At 36.9% G+C, this 18950-nt stretch carries 19 protein-coding genes; 12 read left to right on the top strand and 7 right to left on the bottom strand.

Annotated elements, in window-relative coordinates:
- Positions 1-15: 15 nt before the first annotated feature.
- From IQ247_RS09620 to IQ247_RS09610, 3 genes are all read right to left on the bottom strand, one after another.
- On the bottom strand, positions 16-3720 hold the full coding sequence (locus IQ247_RS09620) for an nSTAND1 domain-containing NTPase (RefSeq protein ID WP_193919331.1): 3705 nt from the start codon (positions 3718-3720) through the stop codon (positions 16-18).
- A gap of 242 nt (positions 3721-3962) precedes the next feature.
- Positions 3963-4979 carry a CHAT domain-containing protein gene (locus IQ247_RS09615; protein ID WP_193919329.1) on the bottom strand — a complete coding sequence of 339 codons (1017 nt, stop codon included), beginning with the start codon at positions 4977-4979 and terminating at the stop codon, positions 3963-3965.
- A 613-nt stretch (positions 4980-5592) separates the two neighbouring features.
- Positions 5593-6684 carry a DUF1822 family protein gene (locus tag IQ247_RS09610; RefSeq protein WP_193919327.1) on the bottom strand — a complete coding sequence of 364 codons (1092 nt, stop codon included), beginning with the start codon at positions 6682-6684 and terminating at the stop codon, positions 5593-5595.
- A gap of 416 nt (positions 6685-7100) precedes the next feature.
- Between IQ247_RS09610 and IQ247_RS32480 the strand changes: the two genes are divergently transcribed.
- On the top strand, positions 7101-7385 hold the full coding sequence (locus IQ247_RS32480) for a hypothetical protein (RefSeq protein ID WP_228059609.1): 285 nt from the start codon (positions 7101-7103) through the stop codon (positions 7383-7385).
- Between the two features lie 32 nt (positions 7386-7417).
- Positions 7418-7594 carry a HAMP domain-containing protein gene (locus tag IQ247_RS32475; RefSeq protein ID WP_322745469.1) on the top strand — a complete coding sequence of 59 codons (177 nt, stop codon included), beginning with the start codon at positions 7418-7420 and terminating at the stop codon, positions 7592-7594.
- Here IQ247_RS32475 and IQ247_RS09600 read toward each other — a convergent pair.
- The 3 genes from IQ247_RS09600 to IQ247_RS09590 all read right to left on the bottom strand — a co-directional run bounded on the left by IQ247_RS09600 (position 7575) and on the right by IQ247_RS09590 (position 9937).
- On the bottom strand, positions 7575-7886 hold the full coding sequence (locus IQ247_RS09600; protein ID WP_193919324.1) for a DUF8082 domain-containing protein: 312 nt from the start codon (positions 7884-7886) through the stop codon (positions 7575-7577). The two genes, IQ247_RS32475 and IQ247_RS09600, sit on opposite strands and share 20 nt — an antisense overlap.
- 83 nt (positions 7887-7969) lie before the next feature.
- The gene (locus IQ247_RS09595; protein WP_193919323.1) at positions 7970-8359 is read right to left on the bottom strand and encodes an OTU domain-containing protein; all 390 of its coding nucleotides are present in this window, start codon (positions 8357-8359) and stop codon (positions 7970-7972) included.
- A 129-nt stretch (positions 8360-8488) separates the two neighbouring features.
- Complete coding sequence (locus IQ247_RS09590; protein WP_193919321.1) at positions 8489-9937, bottom strand: hypothetical protein; 1449 nt, start codon at positions 9935-9937, stop codon at positions 8489-8491.
- Positions 9938-10129: 192 nt separating this feature from the next.
- Here IQ247_RS09590 and IQ247_RS09585 point away from each other — a divergent pair, with 192 nt between their 5' ends.
- The 9 genes from IQ247_RS09585 (at position 10130) to IQ247_RS09545 (ending at position 16344) form a co-directional block, all read left to right on the top strand.
- Positions 10130-10918 (top strand): nitrogenase component 1, encoded by a 789-nt coding sequence (locus IQ247_RS09585; RefSeq protein WP_228059607.1) that lies wholly within the window; start codon positions 10130-10132, stop codon positions 10916-10918.
- Between the two features lie 158 nt (positions 10919-11076).
- Positions 11077-12381, top strand: coding sequence for a nitrogenase iron-molybdenum cofactor biosynthesis protein NifN (gene nifN, locus IQ247_RS09580; RefSeq protein WP_193919319.1), 1305 nt, complete (start codon positions 11077-11079; stop codon positions 12379-12381).
- A 112-nt stretch (positions 12382-12493) separates the two neighbouring features.
- Positions 12494-12907 (top strand): nitrogen fixation protein NifX, encoded by a 414-nt coding sequence (gene nifX / locus IQ247_RS09575; protein WP_193919317.1) that lies wholly within the window; start codon positions 12494-12496, stop codon positions 12905-12907.
- On the top strand, positions 12904-13380 hold the full coding sequence (locus tag IQ247_RS09570; RefSeq protein ID WP_193919315.1) for a NifX-associated nitrogen fixation protein: 477 nt from the start codon (positions 12904-12906) through the stop codon (positions 13378-13380). The genes nifX and IQ247_RS09570 overlap by 4 nt, the downstream gene beginning before the upstream one ends.
- 666 nt (positions 13381-14046) lie before the next feature.
- On the top strand, positions 14047-14274 hold the full coding sequence (locus tag IQ247_RS09565; protein ID WP_193919313.1) for a CCE_0567 family metalloprotein: 228 nt from the start codon (positions 14047-14049) through the stop codon (positions 14272-14274).
- On the top strand, positions 14271-14588 hold the full coding sequence (gene nifW / locus IQ247_RS09560) for a nitrogenase-stabilizing/protective protein NifW (protein ID WP_193919311.1): 318 nt from the start codon (positions 14271-14273) through the stop codon (positions 14586-14588). Before IQ247_RS09565 ends, nifW begins: the two co-directional genes overlap by 4 nt.
- An 11-nt stretch (positions 14589-14599) precedes the next feature.
- Positions 14600-15400, top strand: coding sequence for a HesA/MoeB/ThiF family protein (locus IQ247_RS09555; protein WP_193919309.1), 801 nt, complete (start codon positions 14600-14602; stop codon positions 15398-15400).
- 114 nt (positions 15401-15514) lie between these two features.
- Positions 15515-15886, top strand: a complete 372-nt coding sequence (locus IQ247_RS09550; protein WP_193919307.1) for a HesB/IscA family protein — start codon at positions 15515-15517, stop codon at positions 15884-15886.
- A 158-nt stretch (positions 15887-16044) separates the two neighbouring features.
- The gene (locus IQ247_RS09545; RefSeq protein ID WP_193919304.1) at positions 16045-16344 is read left to right on the top strand and encodes a 2Fe-2S iron-sulfur cluster-binding protein; all 300 of its coding nucleotides are present in this window, start codon (positions 16045-16047) and stop codon (positions 16342-16344) included.
- Positions 16345-16419: 75 nt separating this feature from the next.
- Here IQ247_RS09545 and IQ247_RS09540 read toward each other — a convergent pair whose 3' ends face one another.
- On the bottom strand, positions 16420-16629 hold the full coding sequence (locus IQ247_RS09540; RefSeq protein ID WP_193919302.1) for a TOBE domain-containing protein: 210 nt from the start codon (positions 16627-16629) through the stop codon (positions 16420-16422).
- A gap of 766 nt (positions 16630-17395) precedes the next feature.
- Between IQ247_RS09540 and IQ247_RS09535 the strand changes: the two genes are divergently transcribed.
- Positions 17396-18463: a glycoside hydrolase family 68 protein gene (locus IQ247_RS09535; protein WP_193919300.1), complete on the top strand. Its 1068-nt coding sequence runs from the start codon at positions 17396-17398 to the stop codon at positions 18461-18463.
- Positions 18464-18950 lie beyond the last annotated feature (487 nt).

Below are 18950 nucleotides of genomic sequence, written 5' to 3'. Positions count from 1 at the left end.
CCATCACCCCATCTCCTACATCCCCACACCATCGCACATTTTCTTCTCGCTCTCATCTTCAGGAGGATAAGTCTTAAAATATTCGCGCATAAAATCACACCCTTCCTTGAGTAAATAATCAACATCCCACTTCCATAGTTTAACCGTGTTGTCAGCACCTACAGAAGCCAGCATCTTACCATCCGGGCTGAAACTGACTCTATAAACAAAGTCTGTATGTCCAATAAGAGTTTTTATGAGTTTTCCACTGTCGGTATCCCAAAGTTTCACCGTCTTGTCAGCACTTGCAGAAACGAGTATCTTGCCATCCGGGCTGAAGCTCACCCCAAAAACTGTGTCTCCATGTTCAGCGAGGGTTTGAATCAGTTCGCCACTGTCGGTATTCCACAGTTTTACCGTCGTGTCACGACTAGCAGAAGCGAGGATTTTACCATCCGGACTAAAGCTTACCCCAAGAACTTCGCTTGTATGTCCGGTGAGAGTTTTAATCACTTTACCACTGTCGGTATTCCACAGTTTTACCGTCGTGTCACCACTAGCAGAAGCGAGGATTTTACCATCCGGGCTAAAGCTAACTCCATAAACTGCGTTTCCATGTCCGATGAGGGTTTTAATCAGTTTACCACTGTCGGTATCCCACAGTTTTATCGTCTGATCACCACTAGCAGAAGCGAGGATTTTAACGTTGGGATTAAAGCTCAACTCACGAACCTCGTTTTTATGTCCGGTAAGGGTTTTAATTAGTTTGCCAGTGTCGGCATCCCATAATTTTACCGTCTGGTCACCACTAGCAGAAGCGAGGATTTTACCATTGGGGCTAAAGCTGGCAGCATAAACATAGTTTTTATGCTCGGTAAGGGTTTTAATTAATTCGCCAGTGTCAGTATTCCACAATTTTACCGTGTTGTCACCACTTGCAGAAGCCAGCATCTTAGCGTTGGGGCTAAAGCTCGCCCCATTAACCCAATTTGTATGCCCGACAAGGGTTTTAATTGGTTCGTCACTGTCGGTATTCCACAATTTTACCGTGTTGTCAGCACTTGCAGAAGCAATCGTTTTACCATCTCGACTAAAGCTCACCCCATAAACCGTACTTCTATGCCCAATAAGGGTTTTAATTGGTTCGCCACTGTCGGTATTCCACAATTTTACCATCTTGTCACGACTTGCAGAAGCGAGTATCTTACCATCGGGGCTGAAACTGATCCCATAAACCTCGCTTTTATGCCCGGCAAGGGTTTTAATTGGTTCGCCACTGTCGGTATTCCACAGTTTTACCGTCTTGTCATCACTTGCAGAAGCGAGCGTCTTGCCGTTGGCACTAAAGCTAACTTCACGAACCACGTTTTGATGCCCGCGTAGGGTTTTTATTTCTTTGCCGGTGTCGGCATCCCACAATTTTATGGTGTTGTCAGCACTTGCAGAAGCGATTGTTTTACCATCTGGACTAAAGCTGATGCTCAGAACAAAGTTTGTATGCCTGGCAAGGATTTTAATTAATTCGCCAGTGTCGGTATTCCACAATTTTACGGTGTTATCACCACTTGCAGAAGCAATCGTTTTACCATCTGGACTGAAGCTGATTCCATTAACCGAGTCTGTATGTCCGGTAAGGGTTTTAATCAGTTTGCCGGTGTAGGCATCCCAGAGCTTGATCGTCCTGTCACTACTTGCAGAAACGAGCATCTTACCGTTGGGACTAAAGCTCACCCCCTTAACTATTTTTATGTGTCCGGTGAGAGTTCTAATTTCTTTGCCGGTTTCGCTATTCCAGAGTTTCACCGTATTATCAGAACTAGCAGAAGCGAGCATCTTACCGTTAGGGCTAAAACTCACCCCATTAACCCAGTTTGCGTGTCCTCCCAAGGTATTCGGTACGGCAAGGCTGTGAACTGTATTTAATAATGCTAGGTCTACCTGAGTGCGAGTGTTCGCATCTTTTATCCAAAGACTATCTGATTGTTTCTTGGCTTTGATTGCTTCCTTCATTGCATATAATTGGCTATTTGCAAGAAGGCGAGACTCAGAGCTTTGGATTATACCCATAATACTTTGCTCTTGGGCTTCTTGTTGTTGAATCAAGGCATATACAGTGGCTACACTCGCCAACCCTGCGAGGGTTGAACCAATTAAAGCAAACATTCTAGCTCTTTTTAATTGTCTATCTCTTAACCCCACACTCGCATTAATAAAGCGATTCGCTTCGTCATTAAACCCACCCAAAACTTGGTAAAAATTGTCGTCTTTCCGCAATTCCAAAATCTGCTCTAACTTAGAACCAGTCCACAGTTCATCTTCTGGTTTTTTTATTTGCCAGCGTTTAACATCTTCATATAAACGGTTACGTACAGCAATACCTTGACGATTTTTCTTAATCCAATTATCTAACTTATCCCAACAAGTCAGCAGAATTTCGTGGGTAATTTCGATTGTCGAGTTTGATTTCACCGACTTTGACGAGCGGAATAACTCCTTTTTCGAGTCAGTCTTAGATAAGTCAGCATCACTCACCAGCAAATTCTCATTCACCAACTTTAACAACACATCCCTTTCATCATCCCTAAACTCAGATAAAAGCGCTCGTCTGCGAACGGGTTTCCACTCAATCCCGGATTCAGCACTTTCGCCAATCCCAACCAACTTCAGAAAAATTCTTTGTCCAGCCAACTTTTCCGATGGTGACAAATTGTCATAAATAGAATCTACGTGTTGTTGCAGCGCACCCGTTACACCGCCTAAATCTTCGTATGTACTAGCATTCAAAACCCGGTCATTAATACTACCAGTTCTGACTTCTTCTTCCCACAATAATTTTAAAGTGTATTGCAACAGAGGTAAACAACCCGCTTGTCCTTGAACCTCAGTAATAATTTTATCTACTAATCCAGGTTCAAAAATCATCCCATGATGCGCCGCAGGTTGTTCGATTGCTAAGCGTAATTCGTTCCGCTGCATTTCTACAATCATCGGACGATGCTTCTGTGTTGCTTCCACAAGTTGGGGAAAATCGCTTAATTTTTCCAAAAAATCAGCCCGCATCGTCGCCATTATTTTGACACCAGGTAATTTTACTTGACTCAATTTCATTAACCCATTGATAAATTCGCGCCGCTTATGTTCATCGCTGATAGTAAATAATTCTTCAAATTGGTCAATAAAAATCAACCAAAACTCCGAAGATTTCTTGAGATTATTTACTACTTGAATTAAAGTTTCTTCCTTGACTTCGCGTGCAAGATTCACTTCAGCTTGCTGATATTTATTATTGCGTAAACTAGTGTAAAAAGAATCAAATGGGTCAGCATCTGGAGTAAATGTCAAATTAATAAACCCCGTCCTATATTTGCTTTCTAACCAGGGAATCAAACCCGCTCTTACCACCGAAGATTTACCGCTACCGCTTGGGCCAAAAAGCAAGATTAAATTGGTATGTTCTAATTCATCAACTAAAGTAGTTATAAAATTATCGCGTCCAAAAAACAATTCTTTATCTCTTGATTCAAATGTTTTTAAACCCTTGTAGGGAGAAGATATAATTAATACTCGACTAGTAATCTGCTTTTCCGAAATTTGTAAAATTTCGGTTTGATTAAAAGTAAGTACATTACCTTCACCATGTACCTGGACGTTTTTATTTCCTTGAGTTGCCTGTATTCCTCCATGTACTTCAGAATTTTCTACTTGTTGCTCGATACCGGAATTTTGTATAGGTTTATTCATAATTTTTTCATGATAATTAAATTATTGTTACCATGCTCTGTATAGTAATAATATTAAGAGGTTCCGCCTCTTGCTTGTCTTAAAGCACAAGGTTCTGCCTCAATGAATGCATTTCGATGCAGAGCATAGGAACTGGCATATTTTCTCTTCTGGGTGCTGTACATTAGAAATTCTGAACGTAGTAATAAGCCTACTGTGTATCACTCACCAACCACCGATTGTACTCAGGCTATTCCTGACTATTAAAGCCAACCATCAATAGCAGCCATAAAAATATTTACTAAAGGATGATTAATTAACTCTTTGAAAGCTTCCATTCCACCTGCTTTTAATGCACTGATAATACAGGTTTTAAAGGTAGGATTATTTTCAATTTGCTCTACAGCTTGAGCAACAACCATCATTTTTTGAGAATGAGTTTTACTTGGATTTTCTTGCTCTAACCGTTGTAAAAGTATTCTAATATCATTTGCCGTTTCTACGAGTTTTTGCTGTTGCTGCGGTGTATTTATATTTTGAGCATTAGTCATATTTTGCTGGTTATTGCTTCCCTGTGACGCTATCATCCCACCGTACATTGTCCCACCGCTAATACCTTGGGAAATACCGCTGTTAGATTCAGCATATTTTGGTTGTGTCATTGCTGTAGATTCTACGGATATTTTTGATTTTTCTAGTGTCTCTTTTGTCAAAGCATATAGATTTTTTCTGGCTTTAATTTGTGGCGTTTTTGACTCAGGAATCCCCTGCAAACTAATAGCTCCACAACCAAATTCAAAGGAATCTCGATAACTTCTCCCTGCTGATAATGCATCATAAAAACCCGTAGAAAATTCGATTGCAGCCATATCCCCAATAGCACGATTCATACCAATTACGCAATCAATATGTTGGTAAATAGACTCAGCTTGCACTTCGCTGTAACAAGCATTCAGCACAACACATTCAATTAGTTCCTCAAACAATTCAAATAATTCAGCCAAAGATTCGCCACTAACAAGCTGCATTTGTCCCAACTTGTTTTCCAGGGCTAAACCATCGCTTCCCGAACCATGTCCGCTAAAATGAACGATATGAGGTAAATTATCCAACAGCGCTCTACGCAAATCATTCACCCGTAAAGCGGACTCAGTAACAACTTCAAACTGTTCGCGATTTTTGCTAAGTTTTAACGCTGTTTTAATTTCCCGTACCTCTTCATCTAAGCGTAACTGATTAGTATCCTTGGGATTCGCCGATAATATTAAGATTTTTTTCATCGCGATACATATATGGTTTAGGTTTTTAGATATATATAGGCTCCTATTTATTAATGGGTACAGGGAAAAACAACTTATGCAGTATCCATAATACGTAAACGTGGTGTAAATCATATCCATAATCATCTGGCATTGCGCTAGATAACAAGTAAGGTAGAAAAAATGCTTTTAACCCATATTTGGGTAACGCCAATAAAATGGCAGAAAAATGTATCAACCAAAGATGGATCATATAGAAGAATAATGGAACACTTCTAAAAACGATTAGGGGTTGAAAAAATACATTTTTATGAATTTCAAAGACATAAAGTAATCAAAAAGCTATACCAAGGGTGATTAAGAAATAAGCTAATGATGGGGAATATTTATAACAATTTATAAATGATAATATCGTTTTCCCAACACTAGATTGTACTGACCAAGGCTTTGGGTCTCCATAAATATTCAAACCTCGGATAACTACGAAACTAAGAATTAAAGCAGAACTCAAATTTCGCAACCAAATCAGACGCTGAGTTTTTTATTTAGTCATTTTATTTTATCTATTTTCTCAGCTATTTCCACCGTTATCTGTTTGCTAAATATTTGCTAAATAAGTAATAAGTTAGCATTTTTAGAGTTCAAAATCCTCTTTAATAATGGTATTCTCGAAACTTATTTGAATGCTAAACTTTGTTCCATATTCTCCCTTAAAAGGTTTCAATTGAATGTAATTATCTTGAATTCTCGAAGTAACTTCTTGCAGTACTTTACCAGATTTAGACAGCAAAATTAATTTGATATCGTGTGGTAAAAATCTTTCTCCACCCATTGGATATAGTTGAGCTAAAACACTAATTTTATTTTCATTTTCACTATCCTTAAGCTTAGAATCAACAGAAGAAAATGTGACAGGGGATATATTTAGCAGCAACGCTACCTTTTTGTTGCCTAAATCTATGCCTAAATCAATAATTTTTGCTCTTTTAGTATCTTTATCAATATTTCTAGTACTAAAAGCTAAACCTAATTGTGGATTACAAAGAGAATCTATTGTTTGCCAACCTTGATTAATTACCCCTTCTAACCATTCACTTAATTTCGTAGCGGTTGAATGTAAGATTTTTGAGACATTTTCACTTACTTGAGTATCTTTATTTTCAGCTACAGATACAGCAAATTCCGCTGCTTGCACATAATGCTGATAAAGTAATAGATGATTTGGTTCAATATCAAATAAAGACAGAGGTAGTTGATAACAACCTTCAGATATGGGTAATTCTAAATTATTTTTAATCTCAACTAACTTATTGTGAGGTAAAAATCCTCTAATTACAACTTCTTCCTGTTCTTCCAATACCTCAAGTACCACGTAAAAATGAGCAGAAGACTCTGGATTTGCTATTAACTCTTGTGGTATCGCAACAGTTTCCGAAAGCAAATGTTCAGTTGCGATCGCGCAAAATTTATATTCACCAATTGTAAGATTTCCAGCAGTTGCAATAACATTAATATCCCTTAGAACTAGTTGATTCGGTAAACGCTCCTGTAACCAAACTTCTAAAGCAATTAGGGCTAATGTATTGAGATAGATTTGCCAAGCATCAGCAGCATTAGTTATCAGTGAAGAACTAATCTGGTGTGCCAGTAAAAAATGTTCCGGTTCTAACCAGATGGTTTCTGGCAACAAAAGTCTTAAATCTTGAGAATAAATTGAATTAGGCATGATTTTACCTCCCCTATGAAGGTAAATAGATGTGAGCAAACAGGGCTTATGCAGTTTATAACGATCTATTTGGTGGAATAGAGCAAATTTAATATAAATGCCAAGTCGTCGAGCATATGCACTATCATTGTATGGCTTGATTGTGCCTTCATCTTGTTTGCTGAGTTCAAATTAAAATATAATCGAGAAGATATAGGGAACAACAACCAGACTTACTTACGTCTATTTGAGACATTTAGAACCCCCTAACCCGCATTTCTCACAAACAAGAAGGAAGTTGGAAGTAGTAATGATAAGTGAGTAGTAAGTAATGGGAAAATCAATCCGCCACTCAACGCTTACCACTTACTTGTGAGAAATCCAGGCTAACCCCCCTCTAAAAATATAAATCACAAGCGAGAATGTAGAAAATTAATATGGCTAAATTAAACACTCGCTTTCACAATATCAAGATTAACGCTAAATTTAATATTCTTTTAATTATTGCATTTGTAGTCGGTATTATCTTGAGCGGTGTGACGCTATCGAACGTACTTTATCAAAGAGCGCAGTATGAGATTTCAATTCAAGCAGAATTGTTGATGACGACAATGAATTCATTAAGACTTTATACCCAAGACCATGTTAACCCCTTATTACAACCCATGTTAACAACTGATTCAAAATTTATTCCCGAAGCAATTCCAACTTTATTGCAGTAATATTACTGATTAACTTTCTCTTGAAAAAAGTTGTGATTGTACGAGTTAGAAATATTGCCAATACTGCTAATGCTATCAGTACGGGTGATATGAGCAGTAACTTTAAAGAAGACTCCAAAGATGAAATTGGGTTATTAGCGATCGCTTTTGAGCGAATGAAAGCTAGTTTGTTGATTGCGATGGATTTGCTCAATCAGCAGAAAGGTTAAAGATGCGCTGTTGAAATTCAAGACGAAGTTCGGTATCGGGAATTTCTGCGGCTAAAGTTTCTACAAATTGTGTCAAATTATTATTACTATAAATTAAAGCTTCTTGAATTAAAATTGGCGCTATTGGTCCAATTAGTTCAAATAATATTTGTTGGCATATACCAATAAATTCTTCATCAATCTTATCCTCATTTTCTAAAGCAACTTCTGGTTGTGCTAAAAGCAAATCAATCTGTCTGTGAAACTCAATTTGTTGTTTAACAGATAAACGAGTTAATAATTGCTCAATCAAGCCATCAAAATTACTTACCTGTGTTAATATTTTTTTTAATAAAGTTGGGGCAATCGGTCGAATTAAGTCGAGTAAAATACGTTCTAAAACGTAACTCTTGCTTCGATACTAAAAAAATTCGGCTCATTCAACCATGCATTCAGATTTTGTTTCAGATTTTGACAAACTTCATCAAAGCTAACTTGGGAAATATTAGTAATGCCTTCGCTTTCAATTTCTAACTCATCATCTTCATATACAAATTCAGCTTTTGCTGCTTTGCGTAACTCTTTCGCGTTTATTGACCGAGAGCAAATGTGTGTATAAATTGATTGCCAATGTTTGTATAATTTTGCCAAAATTGGAGCAGCAGGTAGGCTACCAACAAATTGCTGGGGTCGAGAAGAACCCGCTACCCATAGCTGCACTGTAACTCTAGGAAAGCCACTGTTGAGGTCGCCACTTCCAAAATTGATGAGAATTGCTTTGTTCATCTAATTTAATTAAATTATACAATCTCCAAGCAAAATCTCATACAATTTTTAATTATCATTTACTATTCTTCTAGTTTGTGCATCTATCAATAGATAGATAATTTTCAAGTATAATTAATACAAGAAAAATTACCTAATAGAGATGCAATTTGACGTAAATTCTTGAATATAACAACGAATAGCTTGAGCATATACACTACTCATATTGCGATTTTGTCCTGCTCTAATTTCTTCAGCCGCTTGTTGAAATATTTCTCCATCAATATAAGATTCAATTTGTTCTGTTATAGCTATCAAATAATTTGCTTCTGGTGGAATTTTAGTTAAACCTTTTTCTGCGGCTTTTTTCAAAACACTTTCTAACATCTGCTCGACCGTTTTAGCACGCACTTTTGATAAAAGCTCTCCAGGATTTAAAATTCGTCTTGCTTGGTCCCAACTTGTCATTCCTAACTTAGGAGTAATTTCTTTTAAAGACATTGCTTTGTGGTAGTACAATTCCAATCCCTGAATATATTTCTGAGCAAAAGGTGCATATTTTTTACTTTTTTGTAATTTGTCAATATTAGCTTCTACTTGTTGCTTAATTGTTTGAGTCAAAGTTGTATAAAGATGCTCTTTTAAAAACTGTGAAAATTCTTGTTCTTCTACAGCAACCAAATCAAGGGATGAACTAGATAAATCTGGTCTCGGTACATAGGTACCGCTTTCAACATCATATATATCTAAAGATTCTCTAGAACTCCAAATATCGTATTGTCTTAGCTGTTGCACAATTTGCTTGAGTTCTTTCATTAACTGTACAGGAGTATTAATCCAAATCTGATGCTGCTGTAAATAAATTAACATTTCTTGCAATTGAGCATTAGTTGGATCGGGACATTTTTTAGCTCCCTTGATTTGTTGTTGCTGTCTGTCTCGACGATAAACAGCATGAAACGCTTCTACAACATAACGTTCTTGCATCAAGAATCGTTCAAGTTGTTTGCTTCCAGTTCGATTTAATAAAGCCCAGTCGCTCAAATGATTAAAACCGAATTCTGATAAAAACTTCTTCAATTCGGGATTTTGTTTGGTTTGCAAATATGCCCAATTATCCAAGCTCATCCGAGATTGTAGCTCAGCATTAAATGTTTGCAATATCGTAACAGAAAATAATTTATAACTAGACGGCTTAATTTGACAATCGTCATCTATCATAAGTTGTGTTTTTCCATCTCGATCTAAAACAATTAATTTTTCTCCATCATCATTGAGAACAAACGGTAATAAATCCCGATAAGTAAATTGCTTTTCACCACTGAATAAAGAAGCTATTTTTTTACATTGCTTTAATATCGGTTCAGAAACATAGCATCTAAGACAAAGACCTGCCCTAGCGCTATTAAGCTTATTCATTTCAGAGGTTTCTGCGTGAAAACACGACAATAAAATATTTTGAGTCTGATTATTTTTAACATCATCAACTTGATGATTGACAAAATCTTGAGCAACGGTCACTGAAATTTGTTTATACCCTAAATTTTCAGCCGCAGGATTAATTCGCCAAATTTTCCAATATCTTGATAAGGTATTCATAGTTACTCTACCATTCATGCCAAATATGTTTTTTTAAAGGACTCTATTATGTATATGGATGTTGGCAGAGAGTATTTATGCAGATTTTAATATAATTTCGAGATTATTTTTTACATTAAAAAAAAATATTCTAAAAGGTGTTGTTGTAAACGTTTAGGTGAACCGGAATATACAACACCATTCGACATTAATTTGATTGGTGAATATAATATCGCAGGCGAAATGTGGAACGTTACGCCGATATTAGAAAAATTGGGAGTTCGCCTCTTAAGTAAAATTACGGGAGATGCTCGTTACAAAGAAGTATGCTACGCTCACCGTGCCAAACTGAACGTAATGATTTGCTCCAAAGCTTTAATTAACATGGCACGAAAAATGGAAGAGCGTTACTCCATTCCATATATCGAAGAGTCTTTTTACGGTGTTGCGGATATGAACCGCTTTTTAAGAAACGTAGCAGCAAAATTAGGAGATGACGATTTACAGCAACGGACTGAAAAATTGATTGCAGAAGAAACTGCCAAATTAGACGAAAAATTGGCACCCTACCGCGCCAGATTAAAAGGCAAACGAGTTGTGCTTTATACAGGAGGAGTAAAAAGCTGGTCAATTATTTCAGCAGCCAAAGACTTAGGAATGGAAGTTGTTGCCACAAGCACCAAGAAAAGCACCGAAGAGGATAAAGCCAGAATAAAAGATTTGCTAGGTAAAGACGGTATTACGATGTCTAAGGGGAATCCCCAGGAATTGATTAGAGTAATTGGTGAAACTAATGCCGATATGCTGATTGCAGGAGGTCGCAATCAATATACCGCCCTCAAAGCGAGAATACCTTTCCTCGACATCAATCAAGAGCGTCATCACGCTTATGCAGGGTATGAGGGAATGGTGAACATGGCACGAGAACTAGATGAAGCCCTATACAGTCCAGTTTGGCAACAAGTACGACAACCCGCTCCCTGGGATATGGAAATCAGTTAGGAGTTAGGAGTTAGGAGTTAGGAGTTAGCAGTTAGCAGTTAGCAGTTAGGAGTTAGCAGTTAGCAGTTAGCAGTTAAGACCTTTAACCTTTGACCTTAAACCTTTAACCTTTGACCTTAAACCTTTAACCTTTAACCTTTAACCTTTAACCTTTAACAATGGCTATTGTCGCGATTCCAAATAAACCAGTTATAGTAAATCCTCTCAAACAAAGTCAAACATTAGGTGCGGCTTTAGCCTTTTTAGGATTGAAAGGTATGATACCGTTGCTCCACGGTTCGCAAGGATGTACCGCTTTCGTTAAAGTGGTATTGGTACGGCATTTCCGCGAAAGCATTCCCCTTTCTACTACTGCAATGACGGAAGTCTCCACTATTTTGGGTGGAGAGGATAACGTTGAACAGGCAATTCTGACTCTGGTAGAAAAAGTAAAACCTGAAATTATTGGTCTGTGTACCACCGGGCTGACGGAAACTAGAGGGGATGATATGGAAGCAATCCTCAGAGAATTTCGGATAAATCATCCTCAATTAAACGAATTACCAATATTGTTAGTCTCCTCACCAGATTTTAAAGGAGCATTACAAGATGGATATGCCGCAGCCGTGGAAAGCATGGTTAAAGAACTTCCTCAAAAAGGTGAAATTAGACCGCAACAGATAAATTTATTGATAAGTTCAGCTTTTACCCCAGGGGATTTACAAGAGATTAAAGAGATTGTTACAGCTTTTGGATTAATCCCGATTGTTGTACCCGACCTTTCCGCCTCTTTAGATGGTCATCTAGATGATTCTTACAGTCCGATAACGGGTGGTGGTACAACTTTGGCACAACTGCGTAAAATGGGCAGTTCGGCTTTTACGATCGCGATCGGTGAGAGTATGCGGGGTGCTGCGGAGATTTTGGATAAAAGATTTACTATTCCCTATGAATTATTCGGGGAACTGACTGGATTGGATGCTGTAGATAACTTTTTACAAGCATTATCAGACGTTAGTGGTGTTAGAGTTCCCGAAAAATATCGTCGTCAACGTCGTCAATTACAAGACGCGATGCTCGACACTCACTTTTTCTTTGGTCGCAAGCAGGTATCCTTAGCGTTAGAACCCGATTTGCTATGGTCAACAGTTAACTTTTTGCAATCAATGGGAGCAGAAATTCAATCCGCAGTCACAACTACACGTTCTCCTAACTTAGAAAAACTTCCCCTAGAAAAAGTTATTATTGGTGACTTGGAAGATTTTGAACAAGTTGCAGTGGGTTCTGACTTATTAATTGGTAACTCTCAGGTAGCGACAATTGCTCGAAGCCTAAATATTCCTCTTTATCGCCAAGGTATTCCTATCTTTGACCGTTTAGGTATTGGTCAATTTACTAAGGTTGGCTATCGAGGAACGATGCAAATTATGTTTGACATTGGCAACCTCTTTTTAGAACAAGAGGAAATGAGTGTAAAGCATTAATTAAAGTTAGGAGTTAGGAGTTAGGAGTTAGGAGTTAGGAGTTAGGAGTGATTAATTTTTAATCTTTGACCTTTAACCTTTGACCTTTGACCTTTAAAAAGGAGTAATGAACATGAAAATTGCCTTTACGACAAGCGATAACGTTCATATTAATGCTCATTTTGGATGGGCAAAAGTGATTGATGTTTATAAAATTTCTGACCAAGGTTATGAGTTTTTAGAAACTCTTTCCTTCGGGGGTGAACTGAAAGAAGATGGTAACGAAGATAAATTAGTACCAAAACTTCAAGCCTTAGAAGATTGCACAATTGTTTATGTTTCGGCGATTGGAGGTAGCGCTGCGGCTCGATTAATTAAAAAGGGTGTAACTCCGGTAAAAGCGCGTTCCGAGCAAGATGAAATTAAAGATGTTTTGGAACGTTTGGTGCAAACTCTTAAAGGAAGTCCTCCACCTTGGTTGCGTAAAGCTTTACAACAAAAAGACCGTAACTTTGAAGATGAATTAGAAGAGGATGTAACAGTATGAATACAAGTAATAATGTAAATGGTACAGCAACAAGCGATGTCTTAACTTCTCCTTTTATTAAGGCATTAGTCCAGCAAATTCGCGGTTTAGATACTTACGGTACTTATCGTAAATGGTCGGACGATTTAATCATTAAACCCTACATTGTTAGCAAACAAAAGAAGCGTGAAATTTCCGTTGAGGGTGATGTTAACCCGATGACAATATCGCGGATTAATGCTTTTTACCGTGCTATAGCAATTCGCATCGAACAGGAAACTGGTTTGCTATCGCAGGTTGTATCTGATTTGAATCATGAAGGATTCGGATGGGTTTTGGTATTTTCTGGTCGTCTTTTGTTAGTTAAAAAGACTTTGCGGGATGTTCATCGTTTCGGCTTTAATTCTTTCGAGAAATTAGCAGAAGAAGGAGAAACTTTAGTACAAAAAGGCGTTGAATTAGCTCGACGTTTTCCCGAAGTAGGAGAACTTTAACAGTTACCAGTTATCAGTTATCAGTTATCAGTCACGTTGACAAAAGCGGGTTTAAGTCCCCCACCATACGCCTTGATAACTGTTCACTGTATGACGCTGCCGCGTCACGCTGCGCGCTTCACTGTTCACTGATTTAAATTATCTCAGAAAACCCGGCTTTTACCAAAATATTGTTTGGTTTGAACAAAATACGCTTGAGATAATCAAAATTATCTGTAAAAACAAGCGAAAAAATCACAAACAATCTCTATGTGAACCTTATTGAATTTAAAAATAATTCAAACTAAATAGTGAGGAAAAACCGGGTTTTTCATAACAAGGTGCATCAGTTATAGCTCTAGTCAATTACCGACGGAAATTTATTGTTTGCTTACTGTTTACTGTTAACTGTTAACTGATTAAATATCAGTTATAGCTCTAGTCAATTACCGACGGAAATTTATTGTTTGCTTACTGTTTACTGTTAACTGTTAACTGATTAAATATCAGTTATAGCTCTAGTCAATTACCGACGGAAATTTATTGTTTGCTTACTGTTTACTGTTAACTGTTAACTGATTAAATATCAGTTATAGCTCTAGTCAATTACCGACGGAAATTTATTGTTTGCTTACTGTTTACTGATTACTGTTAACTGTTAACTGATTAAATAGAGCGGAGATGTCTATGGCTCAGAAGGAAGAAACAACCAATACAAATATTGAAGAGTTAAAAACAAAGATAAAGCGTCTTAATAGTAAAGCAGGTCAAATGAAAATGGATTTACATGATTTGGCAGAAGGTTTACCTACAGATTATGAAAATCTTATGAATGTGGCTGAAGCTACTTATAAAATATATTGTCAATTAAATGAACTTAAACAACAAGTGAAAAAGATGGAGAAAGACCAATGACTGGTAGTTTATCAGAATTTAATACATTGGTAAATGCAGAAGATTATTTGAAGTTTTTTCAAATACCATATGACCAAAAAATGGTCAATGTAAATCGTCTGCACATTTTGCAAAAGTTTTCTAAATATATCAAGGAAATTGATGCTGATAATTCGCAACTTAATGATTCAGAAAGATTAAGTAAATATCGGGAAGCATTAGAGAAAGCTTATCAGGTATTTATAGAGTCAACACCCCAACAAGAAAAACTTTTCAAAGTGTTTCACCAGAAACCAAAAAATGTAGTCAAGCTGACAGAAATTGATTCGGATTAGGAGGTAATAAAGTGGTAAACCTAACACCTACCGAGTTGGAACGCTATCGTCGCCAAATGACGCTTCCTAGTTTCGGTGAATTGGCACAAAAGCGTTTAAAGTCAGCTACGGTTCTGGTTACGGGTGTTGGAGGATTAGGCGGTACTGCTGCACTTTACCTCGCGGTTGCAGGTGTAGGACGATTAATCCTGGTTAGAGGAGGTGACTTACGGCTTGATGATATGAATCGTCAAATTCTCATGACTCATGATTGGGTAGGAAAGCCAAGGGTATTTAAAGCTAAAGAAACCCTCCAAGCTATCAATCCTGATATTGAGATAGAAGCGATTCACGATTACATCAATCCGGATAATGTAGACTCATTAGTCCAAAGAGCCGATATGGCTTTAGACTGCGCTCACAACTTTACAGAGCGTAACCTATTAAATGAAGCTTGTGTTCGGTGGCGTAAGCCAATGGTAGAAGCAGCAATGGATTCAATGGAGGCTTATCTAACTACAATTATTCCCGGTGTAACTCCCTGTCTCTCATGTCTATTTCCAGAAAAACCCGATTGGGATAGACGTGCATTTTCAGTTCTAGGTGTAGTTTCAGGTACTCTAGCTTGTCTAGCAGCTTTGGAAGCTATTAAGTTAATTACCGGATTTAGTCAGCCTTTATTGTCACAGTTACTAACAATCGATTTTACCAGAATGGACTTTGCCAAACGTCGTTCTTATCGCGATCGCGAATGTCCGGTATGCGGTAATAATGCACCTTGGAGATATTCGCAGTCCCAACCTCTGGAAACTACTGGTAACTACAAATCCTAACTTCTACATCTCAAAGGATGTCGATACAAGCCCAGGCAATTCGGACATCATCATCTGATCAATTTTCATTCCCTAAGCAAAAACAACCATTATCTAGAAACACGGAGGAACACCATGACCATTAGTTTGACAGAAAAAGCAGCACAACGCCTAAGTTCGTTTTTACAAGAAACAGCAACAGATAAAAACCAAAAAGCTAAAGGTATCCGTGTCTCTGTAAAAGATGGTGGTTGTAACGGCTACGAATATGCAATGAACATCACCAGTAAACTGAGTGATGACGATTTAGTGGTTCAACAAGACGACATCACAATTTATGTTGATGCTAAAAGTGCGCCGTTATTGCAAGGGATGGTAATCGATTTTATCGAAGGAATGATGGAAAGCGGCTTTAAGTTTACTAATCCCAATGCAACCGATACCTGCGGTTGTGGTAAGTCATTTCAAGCAGGTGATTGTACACCCGATGGTGTACCTTGCAAATAGTTAGTTGATAGTAGTTAGTGGTTAGTTGATAGTGGTTAGCGGATGATGGTTAGTGGTTATAAATTGGTAATAAATAACTATCAACTGTCAACTGTCAACTGTCAACTATCAACTATCAACTAATCAGAACTTATACGTCGTTTGAGGAGAACAGAGACATGGCTAGTTACGAAGTTAGATTGATTAATAAAAAGGAAGATTTAGACACCACAATAGAAGTTGACGAAGAAACTACTATCTTAGAAGCAGCAGAAGAAGCAGGAATCGAATTACCTTTCAGTTGCTCTTCTGGCTCTTGCTCAAGCTGTGTTGGTAAAGTAGTTGAAGGTGAAATAGATCAATCCGATCAAATCTTTTTAGATGACGAACAAATGTCTAAAGGATTTGCCTTACTTTGCGTCTCCTATCCCCGCTCTAACTGCACAATTAAAACTCATCAAGAACCTTATTTGGTGTAATTGATAATTGCTAATTGTTAATTGCTCAACTTTTAATTTATATAGCGACTTGCCATCATAGCAAGCCGCTTTTTTTTAATCTATGCCAATCATTACATCTGTTGCTTTGACTACAACATAAGCTTCTTTTCCTAAAGAAAGACGCATTTGGTCTGCTGATGATTTTGTAATAATAGAAACTACTTCTACTCCTGGTGCTATTTCTAAAGTTACCTCAGTATTAACAACTCCGGGGACAATTTTTTTGACAGTTCCTTTTAAGTGATTGCGAGCGCTAATTTTCATGATGATATTTTGGTTGAATAATTTTAAGCTTATTCACTTTATCAAAATCGCATTATTTACATCAGCATTTTTTACTTTTATTCACGATTAATCAATTATTCTTGACTGTTATTAACCTAAGTATTTGTACCATTAATTAAATACTCCGTAAGAATATTTTGTTAATGATTAGTTATATATAGGAATCCTTTTTGATTTTTGAATAAGTTGTAAGGACTAGTTCGTTCGGGAGTAGTTCGTTCGGGAACTCTTAACAGTTAAGTGTACTGCAAATTTTCAATATTCAATTAGGATTCCTATAGTAAGTTCTGGCGTTGCTGAATCATAGTATGAATTGTCATTCTGAGCGCAACGTTAGCGCAGCGTGTCCCTTTCGGGACATAGTGGAGCGTTCGCCTTGGCGTGGCGAAGCCTCAGAATCTCGGCAGATGCTTGATTCCGCGTTGCTCCATTCAGGATGACAAAACGGGATTCATACCTTAAATCAGCAACGCCTAAGTTCTATATAGGAATCCTAATTAAAAATTTGCCGCACACTTAACTGTTCCCTATTCCCTGTTCCCTAATCCTTACGACTTATTTAAAAATCAAATAGGATTCCTATATATATTTGTTTACAGTAATTTTCCTTGAAAAAGATAAAAAACTAACTTAAAAATGTCATGTCTTCATCTAAAATTCATCAATTTTCGACATTTATTCGTAGATATTTTAAGGTATAAATTGATATATTGTCTGAGTCAATTTAAGCAAAATAATCCTCAAGATGATTCCTAATTATTATTGTTATCTTCAGTCTATCCCCAAAGCAGCACAACTTGCCGATCGATTTTATCAAAAATTTGTTAATTCCCAAACATTTGCCGATCCTTGGTTACTAAAAGATGATGGAGGATATAGATTATTTTTTCTTTATTCCCCTGATAAGGGACCTTGGTGGTGGAAAACTAGTGAAATTCACAGTGCATTTTCCACAGATTTAAAACATTGGCAAGCTTTTAACGCGATATTGAAACCAAGTTCTGAAGGAAACTGGGATTCGGGAAGAATTTGTGCTGGTTGTACATATAAAGAAGATGGAATTTACTATCTTTTTTATTCTGGTGCAGGAAATGGTAAAGATGTGATGAATGAAGCGATTGGTCTAGCAACTTCTCAGGATGGTGTACATTGGCAACGTTATTCAGAAAAGGAATTTCTTAAACCGAACCCAGACAATCCTTATTATGATACTTACAAACGAGACTGGTTTGGTGAATATTATGACCATTTTCAATGGCGCGATCCTTATATTGTTAAAGACAATCAAACCGAAAAATACTATATGTTTATGAGTGGATTTATGAAACACTCTGACAAAAGTCATTATCGAGGTTGTATTGGTTTAGCGATGGCAGATAAAATAATTGGTCCTTACCAATTATTACCCCCTGTCAGTGTTCCATTGATTGGTAAAGGATTACATTTCTTTTCTTATGAAATGGAACGTCCTCAAGTAATTTACAAAAATGGCAAGTATCACCTTTTCTTTTCCACATGGAAACATGCTATTAATCCAGAGTGGTTAGAAGAAGTAGGTAATCCCGATATTAATGATTCTTGCTTATACCATTATGTTGCAAATACTATTACTGGTCCATATCAACCAATAAGTCAAATTCCAATTGTTCAAAATAGTAGCAAGACGGGACTCTATGCGACTAACTTAGCTTTACTTCTTGATAGTATTGATAATTATTTTGTCTACGGTTGGCGACCAACTGCTTCTGACATTCATATTTCAACAAACTATAGGGTAAATTGGGAACTGAACTCTATAAAAGTGATGGCTTAAAATTGAACACTACATGATTTAGTTATTGTCAAAGCATTAGGTGTATTTTTCCCCTTTGATAAATCTGAATTTAAAGATGGGATAGAGCAATAGACAAAACTAGAGAAAACTTTTCAAAATGGATGCACTACTAATTTCTTTATTTATAAATCTGGAATTTTCTGTGAATTTTTTCAAATATAAACAGATTGGTTGTGGCAAAATTGACAGGGAATTGCTAACGATAGACCAAAGTATTTAATTGTAATAATAGTTGTCCGGGTGTAGCGTTAATCGGACGTTGAATTTCCGATAAGTAAACTGGTACAAAAAAATAATGTTATATAAAGAAATATAAATCAATCTTAAATTTACACAGAAGTCGAGTTTTTAAGATATAAATATTCCTAAGATCAGAAAATATTTATCAAAACTCCACTTCTTACTTCACGGAAAATTAAGGTTTTACAGCTTCTTTTCTGAGGAAATAGTAATCGAGGATTCATAA

It is taken from the genome of Plectonema cf. radiosum LEGE 06105 (assembly GCF_015207665.1).
GTDB lineage: Bacteria > Cyanobacteriota > Cyanobacteriia > Cyanobacteriales > Nostocaceae > Rivularia > Rivularia radiosa_A.
This window is presented reverse-complemented; position numbering and strand designations above follow the sequence as displayed.

What these genes read in the sequence shown, in the direction of transcription:
- nifX (WP_193919317.1), top strand. Translation starts at nt 12,494, where the DNA reads ATGAAAATTGCCTTTACGACAAGCGATAACGTTCATATTAATGCTCAT.
- IQ247_RS09565 (WP_193919313.1), top strand. Translation starts at nt 14,047, where the DNA reads ATGGCTCAGAAGGAAGAAACAACCAATACAAATATTGAAGAGTTAAAA.
- nifN (WP_193919319.1), top strand. Translation starts at nt 11,077, where the DNA reads ATGGCTATTGTCGCGATTCCAAATAAACCAGTTATAGTAAATCCTCTC.
- IQ247_RS09540 (WP_193919302.1), bottom strand. Translation starts at nt 16,629, where the DNA reads ATGAAAATTAGCGCTCGCAATCACTTAAAAGGAACTGTCAAAAAAATT.
- IQ247_RS09545 (WP_193919304.1), top strand. Translation starts at nt 16,045, where the DNA reads ATGGCTAGTTACGAAGTTAGATTGATTAATAAAAAGGAAGATTTAGAC.
- IQ247_RS09620 (WP_193919331.1), bottom strand. Translation starts at nt 3,720, where the DNA reads ATGAATAAACCTATACAAAATTCCGGTATCGAGCAACAAGTAGAAAAT.
- IQ247_RS09595 (WP_193919323.1), bottom strand. Translation starts at nt 8,359, where the DNA reads ATGAACAAAGCAATTCTCATCAATTTTGGAAGTGGCGACCTCAACAGT.
- IQ247_RS09570 (WP_193919315.1), top strand. Translation starts at nt 12,904, where the DNA reads ATGAATACAAGTAATAATGTAAATGGTACAGCAACAAGCGATGTCTTA.
- IQ247_RS32480 (WP_228059609.1), top strand. Translation starts at nt 7,101, where the DNA reads ATGGCTAAATTAAACACTCGCTTTCACAATATCAAGATTAACGCTAAA.
- IQ247_RS09615 (WP_193919329.1), bottom strand. Translation starts at nt 4,979, where the DNA reads ATGAAAAAAATCTTAATATTATCGGCGAATCCCAAGGATACTAATCAG.
- IQ247_RS09590 (WP_193919321.1), bottom strand. Translation starts at nt 9,937, where the DNA reads ATGAATACCTTATCAAGATATTGGAAAATTTGGCGAATTAATCCTGCG.
- IQ247_RS09550 (WP_193919307.1), top strand. Translation starts at nt 15,515, where the DNA reads ATGACCATTAGTTTGACAGAAAAAGCAGCACAACGCCTAAGTTCGTTT.
- IQ247_RS09610 (WP_193919327.1), bottom strand. Translation starts at nt 6,684, where the DNA reads ATGCCTAATTCAATTTATTCTCAAGATTTAAGACTTTTGTTGCCAGAA.
- nifW (WP_193919311.1), top strand. Translation starts at nt 14,271, where the DNA reads ATGACTGGTAGTTTATCAGAATTTAATACATTGGTAAATGCAGAAGAT.
- IQ247_RS09535 (WP_193919300.1), top strand. Translation starts at nt 17,396, where the DNA reads ATGATTCCTAATTATTATTGTTATCTTCAGTCTATCCCCAAAGCAGCA.